Here is a 20,417-nt window from a genome sequence, read left to right as displayed (position 1 = left end):
GCGGATAAAAGAGCAATACCCGCGACAATTCAAGGGCTTGCCAATTGGGCGGCAGGCATGGCGGCGCCAACCTGCTGACTGGCCTGCTCGAAGCGCTGATAATCCAGGCCCAGGCGCACCGCGCCCCAGCGGGTTCCATTGAGTTCCACGGGCATGGACACGTCCGTGATGATTTCGCCCGTATCCCGCATATAGGTCTGGCACAGCACGCCGCCCCGGTTGCGGATGGCGCCCTGGCTGATCTGATCGTCGAACAGCCGTTTGTCGCGGCAATGCGCCGTGTCGTGCGCCACATCGCCCGTCGGCGCCTGGGAATAGCGGCGATTATGGGTGGGCGCATAGCCATTCGCGTCGATCAGGATGGCATAGGAACCATGCGGGATATGTTCCAGCATCCCGTCGAGCACCTGCTGCAGGGCCTGGTCGATCTTCCGGTCATAGGCCACGTGATAGCGCGGGGGCTGACTGCCCGGAATCTGGCGGTAGGCGGTGTCGAAGACGTCAAGGCCATCCGCCTGCCCCTGGCGCAGCAGCGCCACGGCCTGATCGCGCAACTGCGCCAGGCAGGATTCCAGATGATCGAAGGCCGTCGCCCCGGTCCGCCAGGCCGCCAGCATTTCCTGCAGACTTTCCGTCTGGTTGCGCACGCCATGCACCTGTTCGCGCATGGATTGCATGCGCTGGCGCAGCACGGCGCTGTGATCCGCAATGCGTTCGATGGAGGCACTCATGGCCTGGTTCGTGTCGTTGACCTGGGCCACCTGCGCGGTCATGTCGTCCAGCCGCGCCCCCACCGCGCCGAGTTCTCGCACGAGCGATCCGAATTGCCCGGCAAAGTCCCCCACCAGGCCATCCGATGCCTGCATGTCGGTGTAGATGGCATGGCTCTGTTGTTCGGAATCGGAGACCAAGCCCAGGATCTCGCCCGTCTGACGCACAATGTCGCCTGTGGCCGCATTGACGCGCTCGGCCAGCTTGCCGACTTCCGTGGCGACGACCGCGAAGCCCTGGCCCGCCTTGCCCGCCCGCGCGGCCTCGACCCCCGCGTTCAACGCCAGCAGATGGGTCTGCAGGGCAATGTCCTTGATCAGGCGGCTGGTGTCTTCCACCGACCGCGCCCGTTGGCTCAGTTGCGTGACGACCTGGGAAAATGCCTGCATGCGGGCCGTGACCCGGGCGACACGCTGCTGCAGATCGGCCAGTTGATCCTGGGTGGACTGCAGCCCATCGAGCTGGGCGCGGAAGACCCCGGCGGCCTGCAGGACGGTATCGCTGGTCTGCTGCGACAGGCCCGCGATCTGCACGCCCTGCGCGGACAGGCTTTCGGCCTCCACCGCCTGCTCCTGGGCCATGGTTTCGCATTCCTGGGTATGGGCCTGCAGCCGGGCGGCATTGATGGCGATGCGGATGCTGGACTGGCGCATGACCACCAGGCGCTCTCGCAAGGCGGCCAGGAAGGGGCCGACCGCCCAGGACAGGGGATTGAAGGTCCAGGCCCGGTCGTTCAATGTCGCGCGGCCCCGGCGCAACTGCCGCAACAATCGCCCCAACCCCAAAAAACGCGTGCGTCCCCGGCCCATGTCGTCTCCTTCCGTCCAAGCAGCCGTTCAGCGGCTGTCATGATTGTTGGATTCCGGCGGCTCGGGGCCGACGGCACATCGGCTCCTTGCCCGGACTCTGGCCCATATTGAGTTTCAGGCCTTACGCGGAACTTACACACTGCTCCGATGTCACAGTCTTCCGGGAAAACCCCACGGCTCCCCACCTCGCCACCTGCAGGTGGCTCCGATTCTGAACGGCTGCCGACAGTCCGCAGGGGACTGTCGGCGGTCCGTCAGTGTCCCACCTCGCCACCTGCAGGTGGCTCCGATTCTGAGCGGCTGCCGACAGTCCGCAGGGGACTGTCGGCAGTCCGTCAGAATCCCAGGCTGGCCAATAGGTCGTCCACCTGATCCTGATTGGCGACGACGTCGTTCTTGCCCTGGGCGTTGACCACGGGACCGTTGAGCAGCGTCTGGGTTTCCTCGCGCCTTTCGACGGGCGCGTTGTCGATCAGCACCTGCACCAATTCACTTTCGATGGCCCCGATCACCCCCAGCATCTTCATGATGACCTGGCCGGTCAGATCCTGAAAATCCTGGGCCATGATGATGTCCAGCAGATTGTTCTGAGATGCCTGGGTCTTTTCAGGGACGCCTTTGATGAAGGCGCGGGTATCGTCCACCAGGGAACGGGCCTGATCGAGTTCGACCGGATGATCGAACCAATCCTGCCACCGGGCATCGAGCGCCTTGGCGTCCTTTTGCATGGATTCCTGCCAGGGCTGGGTCTGCTCAGCCGCGTTCAGCACCCGATTGGCCGCCTGCTCGGTCATCTGCGCCACGTAGTGCAGGCGATCGCGGGCGTCGGGGATGGCATGCGCAGCATCCTTGATGGCCTGGTCCAGCCCGAGCTCGCGCATGTTCTCGCGCAGGGACCGCGTCAACTGCGCGATCCTGTGGATCAGATCCGGAGGCGTCTGCAGCTCGGAATTTCCCGTCGAGGATTGTTCTTCCGCCATGATGCGCCTCTCAGAGTTTTTCAAAGATCTTGTTCAGCTTTTCTTCGAGCGTGGCCGCCGTGAAGGGCTTGACCACATACCCGCTGGCCCCGGCCTGGGCCGCTGCGATGATGTTTTCCTTTTTGGCTTCGGCCGTCACCATGAGCACCGGCAGATTGGCCAGGTTCGGATCGGCGCGGATATTCTGCAGCATGGTCAGGCCGTCCATATTGGGCATGTTCCAGTCGGACACGACGAATTCGAAGCCGCCGTTGCGCAGTTTTTCCAGGCCCTGGACACCGTCTTCGGCCTCGTCGACGTTTTCATAGCCCAGGTCTTTGAGCAAGTTTTTGATGATCCGGCGCATCGTCGGAAAATCATCGACGACCAGGATTTTCAAGGTTTTTTGAACCACGGATCGTTCTCCAGTCAATAAATCAGGCAGGATAAGTCGCTGATATCTGCCGTTTGTTCACACACGGTGCCCGTAGGCACCCGCACTTTTCAAAATCAATTCGCTGATGTCGTCCAGCGCGACAGCCTGCTCCGCAGCCCCGATCAGCAAGGCCTCGCGAGGCATGCCGAACACCACGCAGCTGGCCTCGTCCTGGGCGAAGGTCCGCGCACCCGCCTGACGCATGGCCAGCAGGCCCTGCGCGCCATCCTTGCCCATGCCCGTCAGGATGACGCCCACGGCGTTCTTGCCCGCCACCTGGGCGGCCGAATGAAACAGCACATCCACCGAGGGACGATGGCGGTTGACGGGATCAGTGTATTCGAGCTTGACGACATAATTGGCCCCCGACCGCGCCAATTTCATGTGCGCAATCCCCCCGGGGGCCAGATAGACGTGCCCGGGCAACACGCGCTGCCCGTCTTCCGCCTCGTGCACGTGCACGGCGCACAGGCCATCCAGGCGCTGCACAAAGGACTTGGTGAAGCCCGCCGGCATGTGCTGGGTGATCATGATGGCCGGACTGTTGGCCGGCAGGGGTTCCAGCACATGGCGGATAGCCTCGGTGCCTCCTGTGGAAGAGCCGATCATGATGAGCTTCTCCGTCGTGGAGAACGTCCCGGCCAGACGGGGCCGCGCCGGGGCTTCTCCGGCATGCGCCGTCCGAGGCCGCAACCGGGCATGAGAGGCCGCGCGGATCTTGTCGGCGATCATGTCGCCGTATTCCATCAGCCCGTCGCGCAGCCCCAGCTTGGGCTTGGTGACGAAATCAACCGCCCCCAATTCCAGAGCCCGCAGCGTGACTTCGGAATTGCGTTCCGTGAGGGACGACACCATGACGACCGGCATGGGGCGCAGGCGCATCAGACGCTCCAGGAAGTCCAGGCCATCCATGCGCGGCATTTCGACGTCCAGGGTCAGGACATCGGGATTGTGTTGCTTGATGAGCTCGCGGGCGATCAGGGGATCGGGAGCCGTGGCGACGACTTCGAGATCAGGCTGCGCATTGATGATTTCCGTCATCAGACTGCGTACCAATGCCGAGTCATCCACGCACAGAACACGAATTTTTTTCGATTCAGCCATATCAACAAGGTTCCCGGGATCAGGCAAGGGCATAGACCGTCTGCCCCTGCAGGCGCAGGGATTTCGTCAGATAAGTAAAGTTTTCGGAATGCCCCGCGAACATCAGGCCGCCCGGTTTCAGCAGGGGCACGAAGCGCTCCAGAATCCGGGTCTGGGTGGGCTTGTCAAAGTAGATCATCGTATTGCGACAGAAGATCGCATCGAATTTCTGGTTGAGCGGCCAACTGGGCGCGACCAGGTTCAATTCCTCGAACGTCACCAGATTGCGGATCGCGGGCTTGACCATCGCCATGCCGGACTGCCGTCCCGTGCCGCGCAGGAAATACCGGCGCAGGAACTCGGGCGGAATGGGCTTGATGCGGTCCAGGGTATAGACGCCTTTGCGCGCCTGAGCCAGCACCTGTAGATCGATGTCGGAGGCCAGCACGGAGATTCCGGCATCGGACTGGCCACAGGCGTCGTGCAGCGTCATGGCCAGGGTGTACGGCTCTTCTCCGGTGGACGAGGCGCAGCACCACACGGAAATCGGCTTGCGCCGGGTGCGCACGAAGTCGGCCAGGATCTGAAAATGATGCTGTTCGCGAAAAAACGCCGTGTGATTGATGGTGAATGCGCTGATGAAGCGATCCCATTCCTCGGACTGGGGATTGTGTTCCAGGTAATTCAGGTAATCGCGCACCGACCCCAGGCCGGCGTGATGCGTGCGCAGCCCCAGGGTGCGCGCCGCCATGTCTTTCTTATGGTCTCCCAGCACGATCCCGGCGCGTTTGTGCAACAGATCGACCGTCCGCCCGAGATCCTGCCCATCGGCCTTGGGCAAGGCCGGCTGCGAGAAATAGGAAACGGACGCGGTATCGTGGATCATGGCGGGACCTGGGCTTTTAAACCCGCCCCAGCGCCAGCGGCGGCGCCACCGACGGGGAATACGCCAACTGACCGCCGTACGCATCGATCACAGGACCGCCCTCCTGGATGCGAAAGGCCGACACCGCCGCGCTGAGATGCTCGGCCTGGTCCTGAAGAGACCCGGCGGCGCTGGCGGCTTCCTGGACCAGGGCCGCATTCTGCTGCACGACCTGATCCATGTCGGTGACGGCGGCATTGATCTGGCTGATGCCTTCAGCCTGTTCGCGCGAGGCAGAGGAAATCTCGTTCATGATGGCCGTCACCCCCTGCACCGACTGGACAATGTCCTCCATGATGCGACCCGCATCCTGGACGCGTTCGGATCCCTCGCGGATGCGGACCACGGAGTCTTCGATCAAGCCCTTGATTTCCTTCGCGGCCTGGGCGCTGCGCTGCGCCAGCGAACGGACTTCGCCCGCCACGACGGCAAAGCCCTTGCCCTGTTCACCCGCGCGCGCGGCCTCGACCGCGGCATTCAGGGCCAGGATGTTGGTCTGAAAGGCGATGCCGTCGATCACACTGACGATTTCAGCGATCTTCTTCGAGCTGCCGGTGATGCCCGTCATGGTTTCAGCCACGCTGGACACGGCCGCCCCGCCCCGCTGGGCGACTTCGGCGGCGCCCTTGGCCAGTTGGTCGGCCTGCGCGGCATTGTCGGAATTCTGGCGCACGGTGCCGGCCAGCTGCTCCATGCTGGCGGCAGTCTGCTGCAACGATGCCGCCTGTTGTTCCGTGCGACCGCTCAGGTCGGTGTTGCCCGCGAAAATCTCCTGTGATCCCAGGCGGATCTCGCCCACGCCGCCGCGCACCTGGGCGACCATGCGCACCAAGCCTTCCTGCATGCGCTGCATGGCCAGATACAGCACGCCGATTTCATTGCGCGACGGCACGTCGATCGTAGCCGTCAGGTCGCCGGCCGCGATGCGGTCGAAATGCTCGCCCGCGCGACGCAAGGGCCGCAACACCACCCGCTGCAGGAACAGATAGGCTGCCACCGCCGCCAACAGCGCGATCACCATGGACACGCCGACGATGACGACCACCCATTCCAGATGGGTGTCTTCGTCCGCCACCGCCTGCTGCGTCAGCCCGGTCTGGTGGTCCTTCAAGGCCCGATAGGCCTGATTCAATTTCAGTTCCACCGGGTCGATGTGGCTTTTCTGCAGGGCTTCATACTGATCGATGCGCCCTGCCTTCAGTTGAGCCAGCACGTCGGGCAAGGCGTCGTGGACCAAAGCGGCATAGAGCTGATTGACCTGATCCGCCCCGCTGCCGGCCGGCAGAGACAGGGCCGCCGCCTGGCGGAAGCGATCCATGGTCTGGCGGGCGTGTCCCAGCGCGGCTTCCGCCTGGGTGATCAGCGCCTGGGTATCGTCGCTGAGCGCCGCCGTGGAAGCGTCGTCGCTGGCGGTATTCCAGTTGGCCGAAATCGAATTGTTCATCAGGTCGCTGTTGACGACGATGCTGGCCAGGGCCCGCCCCATCAGGACCTGGACGTTCTCGTACTGGTAGACCGCGTCATCCAGCAGGGACACGGTTTCTTGCTCACCGGCGATACGCTTGAGGGCGTCGTTGTTCATTTTCAGGGACAACACCCCCAACAGGGCCCCTGAGATGAGCATCGCGAAGAAAAAAACAAGCACCAGAACCAGACTGGTGCGGACCTTGAGCGCACTGAAAAGACGCTTTTGACCTGCCTGCATGGAATCAGAACCTCGTGGGCATGAATGTGTCTGAGAGAGTGCGGACGGCTGTGCGGTTCAGGCAGCCGCCGCGCTTTCGACCAGCGCCATTTCTTCGCTGGTCATGAGTTTTTCGATATCCACCAGAATCAGCATGCGATCGCCGACCGTGCCGATGCCGGTCAGGTGCTCCGTGGAAAAGGCCGAGCCGAACTGCGGCGCCGAACTGATCTGCGAGGTCTGCAGAATCAAGACATCGGACACGCCATCGACGACCACGCCGACGACCCGCGAATTGACGTTGAGGATCACCACCACGGTCTGGGCGGTGTATTCCACATTGTCCATATTGAATTTCATGCGCAGATCGACGATGGGAACGATGACCCCACGCAGATTGGTCACGCCCTTGATGAAGGACGGGACGTTGGCGATGCGCGTCACGGTCTGGCTGTCATAGCCCCGGATTTCCTGCACCTTCAGGATATCGATGCCATATTCCTGGTCGGCCAGGGTAAAGATCAGGAATTCCTGGCCTTGGGTTTCGGCCTGACCCTGTTTGAGTTCCGTGAGATTCATGGTGGCTCCGTAGCGGGAAGATGGAGGATCAGGCAGCCGTGGCTGACGAACGCAGGGCGGTGGCGCGACGCAAGGCGAAGACATCCACGATCAGCGCCACGCTGCCATCGCCCAGAATAGTGGCGGCGGAAATCCCCGGAACCTTGCGGTAATTGGTTTCCAGGTTTTTGACGACGACCTGATGCTGGCCGATCAAGTGATCGACCATCAGCGCGAAGCGCTGGTCTTCCGCCTGCAGAATGACGGCGATGGCCTTGGTCAGGTCGGTTTCGGCATTGCCCACGTTGAAGACTTCGTGCAAGGCCACGACCGGCAGGTATTCGCCACGCACGTGCAGCATCTGCTCGGTCTCGGAAATGCGGTGGATCTGTTCGACGCTGGCCTGCATGGACTCGGTCACGTGCGACAGCGGCAGGATGAAGGTTTCCTCGCCCACCTTGACCGACATGCCGTCCAGAATGGCCAGGGTCAGCGGCAGCACGATGCGCGTGGTCGTGCCCTGCCCCTTGCGCGACGACAACTGCACATGCCCGCCCATGCTCTGGATGTTGCGACGCACGACATCCATGCCCACGCCGCGCCCGGAAATATCCGTGACCTTGTCGGCGGTGGAAAACCCCGGCGCGAAAATCAGTTGCCAGATTTCATCATCGGGCGTGGCATCGGAGACCGGGAAACCCAGCGCGACAGCCTTTTTCATGATTTTCTCGCGATTCAACCCCGCCCCGTCGTCGATCACGTCGATGATGATCTGCCCGCCATTATGCTGGGCCGACAGGATCAGGGTGCCTTCGGGGTCCTTGTCCTGGGCGATGCGGGCTTCGGGCGTCTCGATGCCGTGATCCAGGCTGTTGCGCACCAGGTGGGTCAAGGGATCGATGATGCGCTCGATCAGGCTCTTGTCCAGCTCGGTGGCCTGGCCCTTGGTGACCAGCTTGATCTGCTTGCCCAGCTTATGGGCGTTTTCGCGCACCACCCGGGGGAAGCGGCTGAAAACATAGTCCATGGGCATCATGCGGATCGACATGACGGCTTCCTGCAGATCGCGGGCATTGCGGTCCAGCTGTTCGATGCCGTTGAGCAAGCGGTCATGCAAGACCGGATCCAGGGACTGCGCCGTCTGCACCAGCATGGCCTGGGTAATGACCAGTTCGCCCACCAGATTGATGATCTGGTCGACCTTTTCCACCCCGACCCGGATGGTGCCGCTTTCTTTCTTGGCCTTGTGCGCGGCGGACTTGTCGCCGCCATCGGCGGGATGATCCATCGACGCGGCGGACGAGGCGGTGTCGGCGTCGGCCGCGGGCGATTCCGCGGCAGGCGGCGCGGCAGGCGGACTGGCCGGTTCGGCGCCGACCGCCGGCGCGGCTACGGCCGCGCCCGGCAAGGCTTCGTGAGTCACGTCCACCTGATCGGCATTGACGATGAAGCAGCAGACCGCTTCGAGATCGGCTGCCGGCGTGCCGGTCTGCAGCCACAGGGACAGATTGCCGTCACGGTGATCACGGTGCAGGATGGCGCCCATCAGCGCCATCTCGTTGCACAGAGGCTCGACGTCCTTGTCCTGGATGCTATTGATGCGCACCCGCACCGGCAAGGCGCCAGCCGTCGCGACCGGGACCGGAGCGCTGGCAGCGGGCGCAGAGGCGGAGACGGGCGCCGGAGCGGCCGGGGCCGCAGCCGCGGGGCCGCCCTGCTGATGTTCGAGGGCCAGCTGCCTCAGTTGAGCGCAGATGCGCTCGTAGACTTGCTGGTCGGGCTTTTCCGAGCCGCGATACGCGGCGACTTGATCGGTCAACACGTCCTTGGTTTCCAGAAAGATGTCGATCATATCCTGACGCAAGGCCAACTCGCCGTGACGGATCAGGTCCAGAAGGTTTTCCAGCAGGTGGGTCGTCTTGGCAAGTTCCTCGAAGCAGCCGAACGTGCCGGCCCCTCCCTTGATGGAATGCGCCGCCCGGAAGATCCCGTTGAGTTCGTCGGAGTCGGGATTCGCCAGATCCAGGTTCAGAAGCAGTTGTTCCATATTGGCCAACAGCTCGTCGGCCTCGTCAAAGAACGTATCGTAGAATTCGCTGAGGTCCACACCTGCACTCATGATTACCCTCGCCCTTGATTGCCGGCCGCCGGAACGGGCATTGCCGCCGGTGCGCCGGATGGTTGGTTTACCGCAGGCGGCGTCGCGCCTGCCGGTGATGCAGCCCCCGCAGGCGCGGCTGCCGGGGCGGAAGATGGCGCGACTGCCGGAGCAGCAGACGGAGCGGAGCCCGGCGCGGAGGGCGCGCCGCCGGTTACCGCAGGCGCCGCCGCGCCCGTTGCGGGAACAGCGCCGCCCGGCCGATCCGGATGGCTGAGTTCTTCCAGCAGTTCACGGATCCGTTTCCCGCTGGCGCCCGCGCTGTTCTGGGCATCGATGCGCCGTTCCGCCTGGCGGTTCAGCACCAGAATGCTGATGCGGCGGTTCACGGCCGCCATGGGATCGTCCTGGATCAGGTTGACCGTATCGCCCAGCCCGAGGATGCGCTTGACCTTGCGCTCGACCAGACCGCCGGTCACCAATTCACGGCGGGCCGAGTTGGCCCGATCGGCCGACAGTTCCCAGTTGCTGTAGCTGCGGTCGCCCGCCGCGTACTGCATGGCGTCCGTATGGCCGGAAATCGTGATGGAATTGGGCAGCTGATTGATGGGCGGAGCCAGTTCGCGCAGGATGTCGCGCATGTAGGGCTGAACCCGGGCGCTGCCGGTGGCGAACATGGGGCGATTCTGCTGATCCAGGATCTGGATGCGCAGGCCGTCCGGCGTCATGTCCAGCAGCAATTGCGGCCGGAACTGCTTGAGCACCGGATTGTTCTCGATCAGTGTTTCCAGCTTCTGCTTCAGGTTCTCCAGGCTTTCCTGGTCGAGCTGGTCTTCCTGGTTCTCCAGATCCATCATCTGGGGCGGCGTCGGGTTCTTGTTGGGCACGACGCTGGGTTCGCCTCCCGGAATCACCGACCGGCTGTTGTCGACCTTGGGCCCCCCCGTCACGGCGGTGATCAGCGGCATGCGGAAATACTCGGCGATCCCTTCGAGTTCCGTTTTCGGCACCAGCAGCAATAGCCACATGACCAGGAAAAACGCCATCATCGCCGTCATGAAGTCGGCATAGGCGATCTTCCAGCTGCCCCCATGATGCCCTTCGCCGTAAGCACGCTTACGGCGAACGACCACCCGGCCGGTATCCTGTTTGGCCATAGCCCTTTGCCCCCTGCCTTACTTGGCGGCCTGGCTCTTGGCCTGCCGGACGTGGGCTTCCAGTTCGGCAAACGAGGGCCGAACCGTGGAGAACAGGACTTTGCGGCCGAATTCAACGGCCAGGGGCGGCGGGTAGCCATTCATGCTGGCCAGCAGCGTGACCTTGATGCATTCCAGGACCTTGACGGCCGCCACGGACTGGCGTTCCACCGCAGCGGCAAACGGCGCGGCGAACCCATAGGACAGCAGGATGCCCAGGAAAGTACCGACCATAGCCTTGGCAATCAGGTCGGCCAGGACGGCAGGCGGCTGGTCGACGGCGGCCAGCGCATGCACCACCCCCAGCACCGCCGCCACGATACCAAAGGCCGGCAAGCTGTCGGCGACGGCGCGCACCGCGTTGATGGGGGTATTGTGTTCGCTGTGCAGGGCCTCGATTTCCTGGTCCATCAGGGTTTCGATTTCGAAGGGGTTCATGTTGCCGCTGATCATGATGCGCAGGTAATCCGTCAGGAATTCCATCAGCTTGGCGTCTTTCTGGACCTGGGGATACTGCGTGAAGATGGCGCTGGACTTGGGGTCTTCGATATCGGATTCGATGGACATCAGGCCATCGCGCCGGGCCTTGTTCAGCAGGGTATACAGCAGCGCCAGCAATTCCATGTACAGCGGCTTGCCGTAGGGATTGCGCTTGATGGCCTTGGGAATGGCTTCGATCAGCAGCTTGATGGAAGCGCCGTTGCTGCCGCCAATGTACGCACCCAGGGCGCAGCCGCCGATCAGCAGGAATTCAAAAGGCTGGTACAAGGCCCCCAGATGCCCGCCCACCCCGATGAAGCTGGCAAACACCCCGATCAGGACAATCAGATACCCCAGAATGATAAACACGTGCGCGCGCCTTGTTAGTCGTCAGAATGCTGTCAATGTTCGCCTGTTTTCATGCTTTTAAAAGCATGGTTCAACAGGTCTTTTTGTCCACAAATCCGGTATCTGCCGCCATTCAGGCGATGGTGTGGGCCTTGCGCCGCGCCCGGGTCTTGCCTGCCCGGGGAGGCGGTTTGCAGATGGCGCAGACAAAATCGGATTCCGGATCATGAGCATGCGCCACGAACTGACCGTGGCATTGCTGACAACAGGACAGCTGCACCAAACCACTGTCGAAAAACCGCACCAGCATCCAGGCCCGCGTGAAACTGAGGACAGGTTCGGCCTGCGGTTCCCCCGGCTGCAACCCCGCTGCGGACTGTTCCAGATAAAGGCGATACGCCTGGACCAGCGCGTGCGATTTCCTGGCGGGGGTGAACGTGTCCAGGTAGCGGTAGATGTTGTAGAACAGGCTGGAATGAATGTTCGGCAGCCAGGTCATGAACCAGTCCACCGAAAACGGCAGCATGCCCTTCGGAGGCGAAGCGCCTTTGACTTCCCGATACAGGCGGGCCAGACGATCGTAGCTGAGCGACGTTTCCGCCTGCAGCACCTGCAGACGGGCGCCCAAGCGGATCATGTCGGTCGCCAGCAGGATGTCGTCGGCCTCGCGAGATACGCTTTTACTGGTCATGGATCAGGCGGTGACGGCTTCCTGCCGGCTCATGAGGATCGTGGAGTGAGCCTGCTGCAATACCCCTCCCAGGACCTCGTGGGTCAGGGAGTTCAATAGTTGGGCGTCGTTCAGGCGGAAGGCGCACAGCACGGAATTGGAGCTGGCCAGCTTGACGATCTGGGCAGGCGAGAGATTCAGGATGATTTCCGCGACATCCGCGCCGAACCCCAGCCGGAACATGCCGGCAGCCAGGTTTTCACGCAACAGGCGCTGCGCCAGCATCAGATAGGAAAGATTGACTTCGCGAATGTCGTCCAACAACGCAGAATCAATATCAGACATGGGATCCCTTTTGAGAATGGCTGCCCCCGAGCTCATGAACCCGGACCGGATCTTTCAGCATCAGACAGTCACGCCAGAAGATCTTTGTCACGTTTCAGGTCGCTACGGGAATTAAATTCAGACATCAAAGAAACAATTCCATGCAAATTTGACATGGACAGGCGAAGTATAGTCTCAATTAGCGGCAAAATTGACATTACTTGTCAATTTACAAGAGATTCAATTGTTTCTAAATATTATTAATTGACAATAAATCTTGATGCGCGCGCAAGGTCTTTCAGGCAGGGACACGGCGATATTGGTCCGCCAGCGCAAGGAAATTGTCCAACTGGCCATCCGTGCCGATTTCGTCACGAAGAATCGAGGATACGGCAGGGGCGGCCTGCTGCGCCAGCGCTGCATTCAAGAATAGCATTCTGTGGCGTCGGGCCAACACATCCTCGACACACCGCGCATATTCATGACGAGCGGCATAGCGCACCATGGCCTCGGTCAGACCCAGCCCCAGGGGCACACTGGCGCCCGGCAGCGCCTGGACGGCCGGCGCCTCGGTGCCATACCCCTGCAATCCGGGCAGCACGCTCAGGCGCGTCGCAGCCTGCGCAGGAGCGGGCGCCCCCACCAGCGGAAAGCGGGCGGTCCGGCAGGCGGGCAAGGCATCCAGCTGCCCCGCCTGCACGCATTGACGCAACACGTCTTCGGCCATTGAACGATACGTCGTCCACTTGCCGCCCGTCACCGTCACCAGGCCGGAAGGACTGATCCGCACGGTATGTTCACGGCTGATGGACTTGGTATTGCCGCCATCCTGATCATCGGGGCGCACCAAAGGCCGCAATCCGACCCAGACGCTCAACACGTCATCGGCCTTGGGGGCCCGGGCGAGCACGTGGGCGGACTCGTTCAGGATGAAGCGGGCTTCCTCCACCAGGGCGTGGGGTTCACGCTCCACTTTGTCCCGGGGCGTATCCGTGGTGCCCAGGATCACATGCCCCAGCCAGGGAACGGCGAACAGGACCCGGCCATCCCGGGTATGCGGCAGCAGGAGCGCATGATCCGCTGGAAGAAAGGAGCGATCCACCACCAGGTGCACCCCCTGGCTGGGGGCCACCATGGGCCGCATCGTCTGCCCCCGGGCGGCATCGTCCAGGCGACGGACGTCGTCCACCCACACCCCGGTGGCGTTGATGACGCAGCGCGCCCGCACCTGCCCCTCTCGGGGAGCGCCGTCGGGCGCCAGCGCGTCCTGCCAGCGCACGCCGCACACCCGGCCGCCCTCATGCAGGATGTCGATCACAGGACAATAGTTCACGACCAGCGCGCCTTGCGCCGCGGCGGTGCGCGCCAGGGCCAGAGCCAGGCGGGCGTCGTCAAACTGGCCGTCCCAGTATTTGACACCTCCGTAGAGGTGGCGGCCGTTGACCCCGGGCAGTTCCCGGAGCGTGCTGCCGCGTCCCAGCCAGCGCGTCCTGCCCAGGCTGGCCGCGCCGGCCAGGGCATCGTAGATTTTGAGGCCGGCGCCGTAGAACGGGACCTCCCAGGGTCGGTAGGCCGGCATGATGAAAGCCAGTGGCTGGGCCAGGTGCGGCGCGTTGTTCAGCAGCGCCCGCCTTTCGTGCAAGGCCTCCCGGACCAGGCTGATATTGCCTTGAGCCAGATAACGGACCCCGCCGTGCACCAGTTTGGTGGCCCGCGACGAGGTGCCGCCCGCAAAATCGCGGGATTCCAGCAGCAGGACCGACAGGCCCCGCAGCCGGGCATCCAGAGCGACTCCCAACCCGCTGGCGCCTCCCCCGATCACGATCAGATCCACCTCGCGCAGGGCATCGAGGGATTGCAGCAATTGGGTCCGATCCGTCAGGGCCGGAACGTGTTCAGCAGGTTGGGACATCGTGTTGACACCATGAAGACTTAACGAACGCGACCTTCCTTCCAGGCCTGCAACAAAGAATCATACGAAACCGTTTCCGGCTTCGGATTTTCATTGGCCAGTTTCTTCCAGGGGGCGTGCGCATCGCTGAGCCACTTGGAAGGATCGCTCTTGGGATTGAGCTTCGGCGCGCAGCGCTTCATACCCGCGCGCTCCAGCCGCGCCATGACCTTGTCCATATCGGTGGCCAGGTTGTCCATCGCCTGCTGCGGCGTCTTTTCCCCGGCGATGGCCTGGGAGACGTTGCGCCACCACAATTGCGCCAGCTTGGGATAGTCGGGCACGTTGGTGCCGGTCGGCGTCCAGGCGACGCGGGCCGGGCTGCGATAGAACTCGATCAGGCCGCCGTATTTATTGGCGTTCTTGGTGAAGTAATCGCTGTGGATGTCGCTATCGCGGATGAAGGTCAGACCCGTGATGGATTTCTTCAGGGACGTGGTCTTGGCCGTGACGAACTGGGCGTACAGCCAGGCCGCCGCGACCTTCTTGGGATCGTGATTCTTGAAGAACGTCCACGAACCCACGTCCTGGTAGCCGTTCTGCATGCCCTCCTTCCAGTAGGGGCCGTGCGGCGCCGGAGCCATGCGCCATTTCGGCGTGCCGTCCGCATTGACGACCGGCAGGCCCGGTTTGGTCATGTCGGCCGTGAAGGCGGTGTACCAGAAGATCTGCTGGGCGATTTCGCCCTGGGCCGGCACCGGGCCGGATTCGGAGAAGGTCATGCCCTGCGCCACCTTGGGGGCGTATTTCTTCATCCAGTCGATATATTTGGTCAGCGCATAGACCGCCGCGGGCGAATTGGTGGCCCCGCCCCGTTCGACAGAAGCGCCGACGGGCGTGCAATTGTCGTCCGCCACCCGGATGCCCCATTCGTCGACGGGCAGGCCATTGGGGGTGCCCTTGTCGGCCTCGCCCGCCATGGACAGCCACGCGTCGGTGAAGCGCCAGCCCAGCGACGGGTCCTTCTTGCCATAATCCATATGGCCGTAGATGGGCTTGCCGTCGATGGTCTTGACGTCGTCGGTGAAGAATTTGGCGATGTCCTCGTAGGCCGTCCAGGTGATCGGAACGCCCAGGTCATAGCCGTACTTGGCCTTGAATTTTTCCTTCAGGTCCGGACGGTTGAACAGGTCGTAGCGGAACCAGTACAGATTGGCGAACTGCTGGTCGGGCAACTGGTACATCTGGCCGTCGGGCGCCGTGGTGAACGACGTGCCGATGAAGTCCTTCAGATCCAGACCGGGGTTGGTGTATTCCTTGCCGGCGCCTTTCATATAGTCGGTGAGGGACAGAACCTCGCCGTACCGGTAGTGCATGCCGATCAGGTCGGAGTCGGAAATCCAGCCGTCATAGATGGATTTCCCCGACAGCATCGAGGTCTGCAGCTTTTCGACGACGTCGCCTTCCTGGATCAGATCATGGTGCACCTTGATCCCGGTGATTTCCTCGAAGGCCTTGGCCAGAACCTTGGACTCGTATTCGTGGGTCGTCAGGGTTTCGGACACCACGGAAATCTCGTTGACGCCCTGGGCCTTGAGCTTGGCGGCAGCATCGATGAACCATTGCATTTCCGCCTTCTGCTGATCCTTGTTCAGGGTCGAGGGCTGGAACTCCGTATCGATCCATTTCTGGGCTTCGGCCATGCCAGCCCAGGCAGCCTGGCTGCCCATGGCGCAGGCGATGGCCAGTGCCATGGCGGTGTAGCGAAATCTCATGATGCTCTCCTCTCGTTTGGAAGTCCCCAAGTGCTTCTGAAGGGCGATACCGCGGGGTACGGCGATCGACCCGATTGCAACGCCGGTCTGAAGCCGGCGGCGCTCTTGTCTCAGGCTTTGCGCATCACAAACACCAAGGCCGCCATGGACAGCGCGAAGCTGATCCAGACCGAGGGCTCTTCCTGCAGCGAGAACCAGTCCATGATCTGCTCGCCCAGCCCCAGAAAACCCAGGTTGATGTAGGCCGCCACCAGCAGGCCGATGAACAGGCGGTCCCCCCGGGTGGTTGCCATGGGCAGATATCCCTTGCGCAGGACGGTGGGCGATCGGATTTCCCACAGGGTCATTCCGACCAGCAGTACAGCGATACAGATGAAAAACACGGCCGTCGGCACGGTCCAGACCATCCAATCGAACATGATGCGATCCCCCTAGACCCGCCCCATGGCGAAGCCCTTGGCAATATAGTGACGGACAAACCAGATGACGATGGCCCCAGGCACGATGGTCAGCGTGCCGGCTGCCGCCAGGGTGGCCCAATCCATGCCGGAGGCCGAGACCGTGCGCGTCATGATGGCCGCGATCGGCTTGGCATCGACGCTGGTCAGGGTACGGGCCAGCAGCAATTCGACCCAACTGAACATGAAACAGAAGAAGGCCGCCACCCCGACCCCCGACTTGATCAAGGGCAGGAAGATCGTCAGGAAGAACCGGGGAAAGCTATAGCCATCTATATAGGCGGTTTCATCGATTTCGCGGGGAATGCCGCTCATGAAGCCTTCCAGGATCCAGACGGCCAGGGGCACGTTGAACAGCAGATGGGCCAGCGCGACCGCCCAATAGGTATCCAGCAGCCCCAGCGTGGAATACAGCTGGAAGAACGGCAGCAGAAAGACTGCGGGCGGCGTCATGCGGTTGGTCAGCAGCCAGAAGAAGACATGCTTGTCGCCCAGGAAGGAATAGCGGGAAAACGCATAGGCGGCAGGCAGGGCGACCGCGATGGCCATGACCATGTTCAGGCAGACGTAGGCCAGGCTGTTGACGTAGCCCATGTACCAGGACGGATCCGTGAGGATCAGGCGGTAGCTGTCCAGCGTGAATTCCCGGGGAAAGACCGAAAACTCGGCCAGGATGCCCTGGTTGGTCTTGAAACTCATGACCACCATCCAATAAATGGGGGCCAGCGCGAACAGCAGATACAGCACCAGAAAGACCGTGCGCTTGCGAGGCAGCCAGTGTCGTTCAGTCATGGCGGGCCTCCGTGGTGCTCGTGCCGACCCGAAGCATCCAGTTATAAAGGACAAAGCACAGCAGCAGAATGATCAGGAAATACACCAGGGAAAAGGCCGCGGCCGGGCCCATGTCGAATTGCCCGATGGCCTTCTGAGTCAGATACTGGCTTAAAAAGGTGGTGGAACTGCCCGGCCCGCCGCCTGTCAGCACGAACGGTTCGGTGTAGATCATGAAGCTGTCCATGAAACGCAGCAGCACGGCGATCATCAGCACGCCGCGCAGCTTGGGGAGCTGGATGTAGCGAAAGACCGCCCATTTGCTGGCGCCGTCGATGCTGGCGGCCTGGTAGTAGGCTTCGGGGATGGCCTGCAGCCCCGCATAGGCCAGCAACGCCACCAGCGGCGTCCAGTGCCAGACATCCATCAGCAACACGGTCAGCCAGGCCTGCGCGGGATTGCCCACGTAGCTGTAATCGATGCCCAGCCGCGTCAGCACCCAGCCGAACAGGCCGATATCGGTACGCCCGAAGATCTGCCAGATGGTGCCCACCACATTCCAGGGAATCAGCAGGGACAACGACACGATGACCAGGACAGCCGAGGCCCGCCAGCCCTTGGCCGGCATGGACAATGCCAGCATCACGCCCAAGGGGATCTCGATGGCCAGCACCGCGCCGGAAAACAGCAACTGGCGCAGCAGGGCGGCGTGCAGGTCTTCATCGCGCATGACGCTGGCGAACCATTCCGTCCCCACAAATACGGCCTGATTGGGCCCGAGGATGTCCTGCACCGAATAATTCACCACGGTCATCAGCGGGATGATGGCTGAAAAGGCCACGCACAGGATGACCGGCAGGATCAGCCACCAGGCCTTCTGATTGACGGGTTTGACGGTCGCGCTCATGCGATGAGCTCCTCGTTCCGGTAGAAGCAGGTATGGGGGTCGAGCAGGCCCAGATGCACCTGGGCGCCAGGCGCGGGCGCCGGCGCATCGGGCGCAATATGCGCCTTGAGTTCCCGGTCCCCCGCCTGGGCGCTGAGCAGCTGGCTGGTGCCCACGTGCCGCACCTGCCGCACGACGCCTGGAACGGTTCCGGGCCCGGGTTGCGCCAGCACGCGCAGGTATTCGGGGCGGATGCCCAGGGTCAGCGGCCCGACAGGCAAGTCCAGGGAATCGCCGCCCGGCACAGCCTGGCCGGCAAACCGCAGCGACCGATCCTCCTGCCGCTCGACGGGCAGCAGATTCATGCCCGGCGAGCCGATGAAATGACCGACGAAGGTGTGGTGCGGCCGTTCGAACAATTCGGCGGGCGTGCCTTGTTGCACCACCCTGCCCCGCGCCATCACCAGCACCTGATCGGCAAAGGTCATGGCTTCGACCTGATCATGGGTGACGTAGATCAGAGTCAGGCCCAATTCATGATGGATCTGCTTGAGTTTGCGGCGCAGTTCCCATTTCAGGTGGGGGTCGATCACCGTCAAGGGTTCGTCGAACAGCACCGCCGACACGTCGGGCCGCACCAGTCCCCGCCCCAACGAGATCTTCTGCTTGGCATCCGCCGCCAGATTGGCGGCCCGCTGATCCAGCACGGCGGACAGATCCAGCATTTCCGCGATGCGCCCCACCCGTTCGCGCACCTGGGCGGCCGGCACCTTGCGGTTGCGCAAGGGGAAGGCCAGATTCTGACCGACCGTCATAGTGTCGTAGATCACGGGAAACTGGAACACCTGGGCGATATTGCGCTGCTGCGGCGTGGCCCGGGTGCGATCCACGCCATCGAAACATACCGACCCGTGAGATGCCGTGACCAAACCGGAAATGATGTTCAGCATGGTGGTCTTGCCGCAGCCCGAAGGCCCCAGCAAGGCATACGCCCCGCCGTCTTCGAAGGTGATTTTCAGCGGCAGCAGGGCGTAGTCCGCGTCGGAACGCACCGCGCGCTGATAGCTGTGGGCCAGGTCCAGATCAATGCGCGCCATGATGGACCTCCGTCCGCGGCGCGCGCAGCAGGGACTCGTCCGCGCCGAACACATAGGCCCGGCGGCTGGAAAAATGCAGCGTGATGGCCTCGCCCAGGCGATGGTGACTGACGCCGGGCACCTGCGCGACCAGATTGCCCACCGGCGTCTGCGCATGCACATACGTGGCCGAGCCCGAGATTTCCGCCAGTTGCACCTGCCCGCTGATCCGGCAGTCCTCGCCGCGATCCCGCAGTGACAGATCGGCGGCCCGCAAGCCGATCGTGACCGCCCCGGGCGGCACGGCGGGTCCGCCCGGCGGCAGCGGGGCATCCATGCCCCGGACACGCAGCGCGTCGCCATCGGCCCGGGCTTCGAGGAAGTTCATGGGCGGATCGCTGAACGCCCGCGCCACCCGGATGGAGTTCGGCTGCCGGAAGACATCGATGGTGGGGCCATACTGCAGCAGTTCGCCGCGGTCCAGCACGGCCGTATGCCCTCCCAGCAGCAGGGCTTCCGCCGGTTCGGTCGTGGCATACACCACGGTCGAACGGCCCTGGGAAAACATGACCCCGAGCTCTTCGCGCAGGTCTTCGCGCAGCTTGTAGTCCAGATTGACCAGCGGCTCGTCCAGCAGCATCAAGGGGGCGTCCTTGGCCAAGGCCCTGGCCAGCGCGACCCGTTGCTGCTGGCCGCCGGACAGCTCTGCCGGCAGGCGGTCCAGGAATTCCTCGATGTGCAGGGTGCTTGCGATCTCCAGGACCCTGGCCCGGATATCGCGTTGCCCGCGCAAGCGCAGCGGCGATGCGATGTTGTCCGCCACGGTCATGGAGGGATAGTTGATGAACTGCTGATACACCATGGCGATATTGCGGCGGCGCACCGGCACGCCAGTCACATCCTGCCCGTCCACGCGCACCTGCCCCGCCGTGGGCGCGTCCAGGCCGGCCATGATGCGCATCAGGCTGGTCTTGCCCGCCCGGGTGGCCCCCAGCAATACGGTGACGGCGGACTCCCTCAGCGCCAGATCCAGTGGATACAGCCACGTATCCGCGCCCACCTGCTTCTCGATCCCTGCCAGTTCAAGCAGCATGGAACGGTTCTCCTCAAGATTCCATTTTGAGAATTATTGTTCGTTTTTAATCGATTTGTCGTCCATACAAACCCTAGGATCAGTTCCTTTTGTTTCGTTGTACAGTCTTTTTGTTCAAACCCTTGT

Annotated in this window: 19 protein-coding genes; all 19 read right to left on the bottom strand. The window is 62.8% G+C overall.

The window, feature by feature from the left end:
* Positions 1-29: 29 nt before the first annotated feature.
* The 19 genes from WBG56_RS02270 to WBG56_RS02180 all read right to left on the bottom strand — a co-directional run bounded on the left by WBG56_RS02270 (position 30) and on the right by WBG56_RS02180 (position 20,291).
* The gene (locus WBG56_RS02270; protein WP_424264921.1) at positions 30-1,580 is read right to left on the bottom strand and encodes a methyl-accepting chemotaxis protein; all 1,551 of its coding nucleotides are present in this window, start codon (positions 1,578-1,580) and stop codon (positions 30-32) included.
* Positions 1,581-1,915: 335 nt separating this feature from the next.
* Complete coding sequence (cheZ, locus tag WBG56_RS02265; protein WP_424264920.1) at positions 1,916-2,560, bottom strand: protein phosphatase CheZ; 645 nt, start codon at positions 2,558-2,560, stop codon at positions 1,916-1,918.
* A 10-nt stretch (positions 2,561-2,570) separates the two neighbouring features.
* Positions 2,571-2,954, bottom strand: a complete 384-nt coding sequence (gene cheY / locus WBG56_RS02260; RefSeq protein ID WP_424262526.1) for a chemotaxis response regulator CheY — start codon at positions 2,952-2,954, stop codon at positions 2,571-2,573.
* Positions 2,955-3,011: 57 nt separating this feature from the next.
* On the bottom strand, positions 3,012-4,079 hold the full coding sequence (locus tag WBG56_RS02255; RefSeq protein ID WP_424264919.1) for a protein-glutamate methylesterase/protein-glutamine glutaminase: 1,068 nt from the start codon (positions 4,077-4,079) through the stop codon (positions 3,012-3,014).
* Positions 4,080-4,098: 19 nt separating this feature from the next.
* Positions 4,099-4,944 carry a CheR family methyltransferase gene (locus tag WBG56_RS02250; protein ID WP_424264918.1) on the bottom strand — a complete coding sequence of 282 codons (846 nt, stop codon included), beginning with the start codon at positions 4,942-4,944 and terminating at the stop codon, positions 4,099-4,101.
* A 16-nt stretch (positions 4,945-4,960) separates the two neighbouring features.
* Entirely contained in the window at positions 4,961-6,688 is a 1,728-nt protein-coding gene (locus WBG56_RS02245) for a methyl-accepting chemotaxis protein (RefSeq protein WP_424264917.1), read from the bottom strand.
* Between the two features lie 57 nt (positions 6,689-6,745).
* Positions 6,746-7,246: a chemotaxis protein CheW gene (locus tag WBG56_RS02240; RefSeq protein WP_424264916.1), complete on the bottom strand. Its 501-nt coding sequence runs from the start codon at positions 7,244-7,246 to the stop codon at positions 6,746-6,748.
* Between the two features lie 28 nt (positions 7,247-7,274).
* Positions 7,275-9,344: a chemotaxis protein CheA gene (gene cheA / locus WBG56_RS02235; RefSeq protein ID WP_424264915.1), complete on the bottom strand. Its 2,070-nt coding sequence runs from the start codon at positions 9,342-9,344 to the stop codon at positions 7,275-7,277.
* Between the two features lie 2 nt (positions 9,345-9,346).
* A complete protein-coding gene (gene motB, locus WBG56_RS02230) occupies positions 9,347-10,480 on the bottom strand; it encodes a flagellar motor protein MotB (RefSeq protein ID WP_424264914.1) in 1,134 nt (377 codons plus the stop codon).
* Between the two features lie 18 nt (positions 10,481-10,498).
* Complete coding sequence (motA, locus tag WBG56_RS02225) at positions 10,499-11,368, bottom strand: flagellar motor stator protein MotA (protein WP_424264913.1); 870 nt, start codon at positions 11,366-11,368, stop codon at positions 10,499-10,501.
* 112 nt (positions 11,369-11,480) lie between these two features.
* Complete coding sequence (flhC, locus tag WBG56_RS02220; RefSeq protein WP_424264912.1) at positions 11,481-12,038, bottom strand: flagellar transcriptional regulator FlhC; 558 nt, start codon at positions 12,036-12,038, stop codon at positions 11,481-11,483.
* Positions 12,039-12,041: 3 nt separating this feature from the next.
* Positions 12,042-12,362: a flagellar transcriptional regulator FlhD gene (flhD, locus tag WBG56_RS02215; protein ID WP_424264911.1), complete on the bottom strand. Its 321-nt coding sequence runs from the start codon at positions 12,360-12,362 to the stop codon at positions 12,042-12,044.
* Between the two features lie 277 nt (positions 12,363-12,639).
* Positions 12,640-14,253 carry an FAD-dependent oxidoreductase gene (locus WBG56_RS02210; protein WP_424264910.1) on the bottom strand — a complete coding sequence of 538 codons (1,614 nt, stop codon included), beginning with the start codon at positions 14,251-14,253 and terminating at the stop codon, positions 12,640-12,642.
* 20 nt (positions 14,254-14,273) lie between these two features.
* Entirely contained in the window at positions 14,274-16,007 is a 1,734-nt protein-coding gene (locus tag WBG56_RS02205; protein ID WP_424264909.1) for an ABC transporter substrate-binding protein, read from the bottom strand.
* A 110-nt stretch (positions 16,008-16,117) separates the two neighbouring features.
* Positions 16,118-16,426, bottom strand: a complete 309-nt coding sequence (locus WBG56_RS02200) for a DUF2160 domain-containing protein (RefSeq protein ID WP_424264908.1) — start codon at positions 16,424-16,426, stop codon at positions 16,118-16,120.
* A 12-nt stretch (positions 16,427-16,438) separates the two neighbouring features.
* Positions 16,439-17,257 (bottom strand): carbohydrate ABC transporter permease, encoded by an 819-nt coding sequence (locus WBG56_RS02195; RefSeq protein WP_424264907.1) that lies wholly within the window; start codon positions 17,255-17,257, stop codon positions 16,439-16,441.
* The gene (locus WBG56_RS02190; protein WP_424264906.1) at positions 17,250-18,143 is read right to left on the bottom strand and encodes a carbohydrate ABC transporter permease; all 894 of its coding nucleotides are present in this window, start codon (positions 18,141-18,143) and stop codon (positions 17,250-17,252) included. The genes WBG56_RS02195 and WBG56_RS02190 overlap by 8 nt, the downstream gene beginning before the upstream one ends.
* The gene (locus WBG56_RS02185; RefSeq protein ID WP_424264905.1) at positions 18,140-19,219 is read right to left on the bottom strand and encodes an ABC transporter ATP-binding protein; all 1,080 of its coding nucleotides are present in this window, start codon (positions 19,217-19,219) and stop codon (positions 18,140-18,142) included. The genes WBG56_RS02190 and WBG56_RS02185 overlap by 4 nt, the downstream gene beginning before the upstream one ends.
* The gene (locus WBG56_RS02180; RefSeq protein ID WP_424264904.1) at positions 19,206-20,291 is read right to left on the bottom strand and encodes an ABC transporter ATP-binding protein; all 1,086 of its coding nucleotides are present in this window, start codon (positions 20,289-20,291) and stop codon (positions 19,206-19,208) included. Before WBG56_RS02180 ends, WBG56_RS02185 begins: the two co-directional genes overlap by 14 nt.
* Positions 20,292-20,417 lie beyond the last annotated feature (126 nt).

The sequence above is a fragment of the Castellaniella sp. genome, from assembly GCF_049671645.1.
In the GTDB taxonomy this organism is placed as follows: domain Bacteria; phylum Pseudomonadota; class Gammaproteobacteria; order Burkholderiales; family Burkholderiaceae_B; genus Castellaniella.
Note: the sequence above shows the minus strand (reverse complement) of the source record. Positions and strands in the feature narration are given on the sequence as shown.

Bases quoted from the DNA above. Each gene is read 5' to 3' on its own strand.
- WBG56_RS02245 (WP_424264917.1), bottom strand. From the start codon at position 6,688: ATGCAGGCAGGTCAAAAGCGTCTTTTCAGTGCGCTCAAGGTCCGCACC.
- cheA (WP_424264915.1), bottom strand. From the start codon at position 9,344: ATGAGTGCAGGTGTGGACCTCAGCGAATTCTACGATACGTTCTTTGAC.
- WBG56_RS02255 (WP_424264919.1), bottom strand. From the start codon at position 4,079: ATGGCTGAATCGAAAAAAATTCGTGTTCTGTGCGTGGATGACTCGGCA.
- WBG56_RS02210 (WP_424264910.1), bottom strand. From the start codon at position 14,253: ATGTCCCAACCTGCTGAACACGTTCCGGCCCTGACGGATCGGACCCAA.
- WBG56_RS02195 (WP_424264907.1), bottom strand. From the start codon at position 17,257: ATGACTGAACGACACTGGCTGCCTCGCAAGCGCACGGTCTTTCTGGTG.
- WBG56_RS02205 (WP_424264909.1), bottom strand. From the start codon at position 16,007: ATGAGATTTCGCTACACCGCCATGGCACTGGCCATCGCCTGCGCCATG.
- WBG56_RS02250 (WP_424264918.1), bottom strand. From the start codon at position 4,944: ATGATCCACGATACCGCGTCCGTTTCCTATTTCTCGCAGCCGGCCTTG.
- flhC (WP_424264912.1), bottom strand. From the start codon at position 12,038: ATGACCAGTAAAAGCGTATCTCGCGAGGCCGACGACATCCTGCTGGCG.
- WBG56_RS02270 (WP_424264921.1), bottom strand. From the start codon at position 1,580: ATGGGCCGGGGACGCACGCGTTTTTTGGGGTTGGGGCGATTGTTGCGG.
- WBG56_RS02190 (WP_424264906.1), bottom strand. From the start codon at position 18,143: ATGAGCGCGACCGTCAAACCCGTCAATCAGAAGGCCTGGTGGCTGATC.
- WBG56_RS02200 (WP_424264908.1), bottom strand. From the start codon at position 16,426: ATGTTCGATTGGATGGTCTGGACCGTGCCGACGGCCGTGTTTTTCATC.
- motB (WP_424264914.1), bottom strand. From the start codon at position 10,480: ATGGCCAAACAGGATACCGGCCGGGTGGTCGTTCGCCGTAAGCGTGCT.
- flhD (WP_424264911.1), bottom strand. From the start codon at position 12,362: ATGTCTGATATTGATTCTGCGTTGTTGGACGACATTCGCGAAGTCAAT.
- WBG56_RS02240 (WP_424264916.1), bottom strand. From the start codon at position 7,246: ATGAATCTCACGGAACTCAAACAGGGTCAGGCCGAAACCCAAGGCCAG.
- WBG56_RS02180 (WP_424264904.1), bottom strand. From the start codon at position 20,291: ATGCTGCTTGAACTGGCAGGGATCGAGAAGCAGGTGGGCGCGGATACG.
- WBG56_RS02185 (WP_424264905.1), bottom strand. From the start codon at position 19,219: ATGGCGCGCATTGATCTGGACCTGGCCCACAGCTATCAGCGCGCGGTG.
- cheZ (WP_424264920.1), bottom strand. From the start codon at position 2,560: ATGGCGGAAGAACAATCCTCGACGGGAAATTCCGAGCTGCAGACGCCT.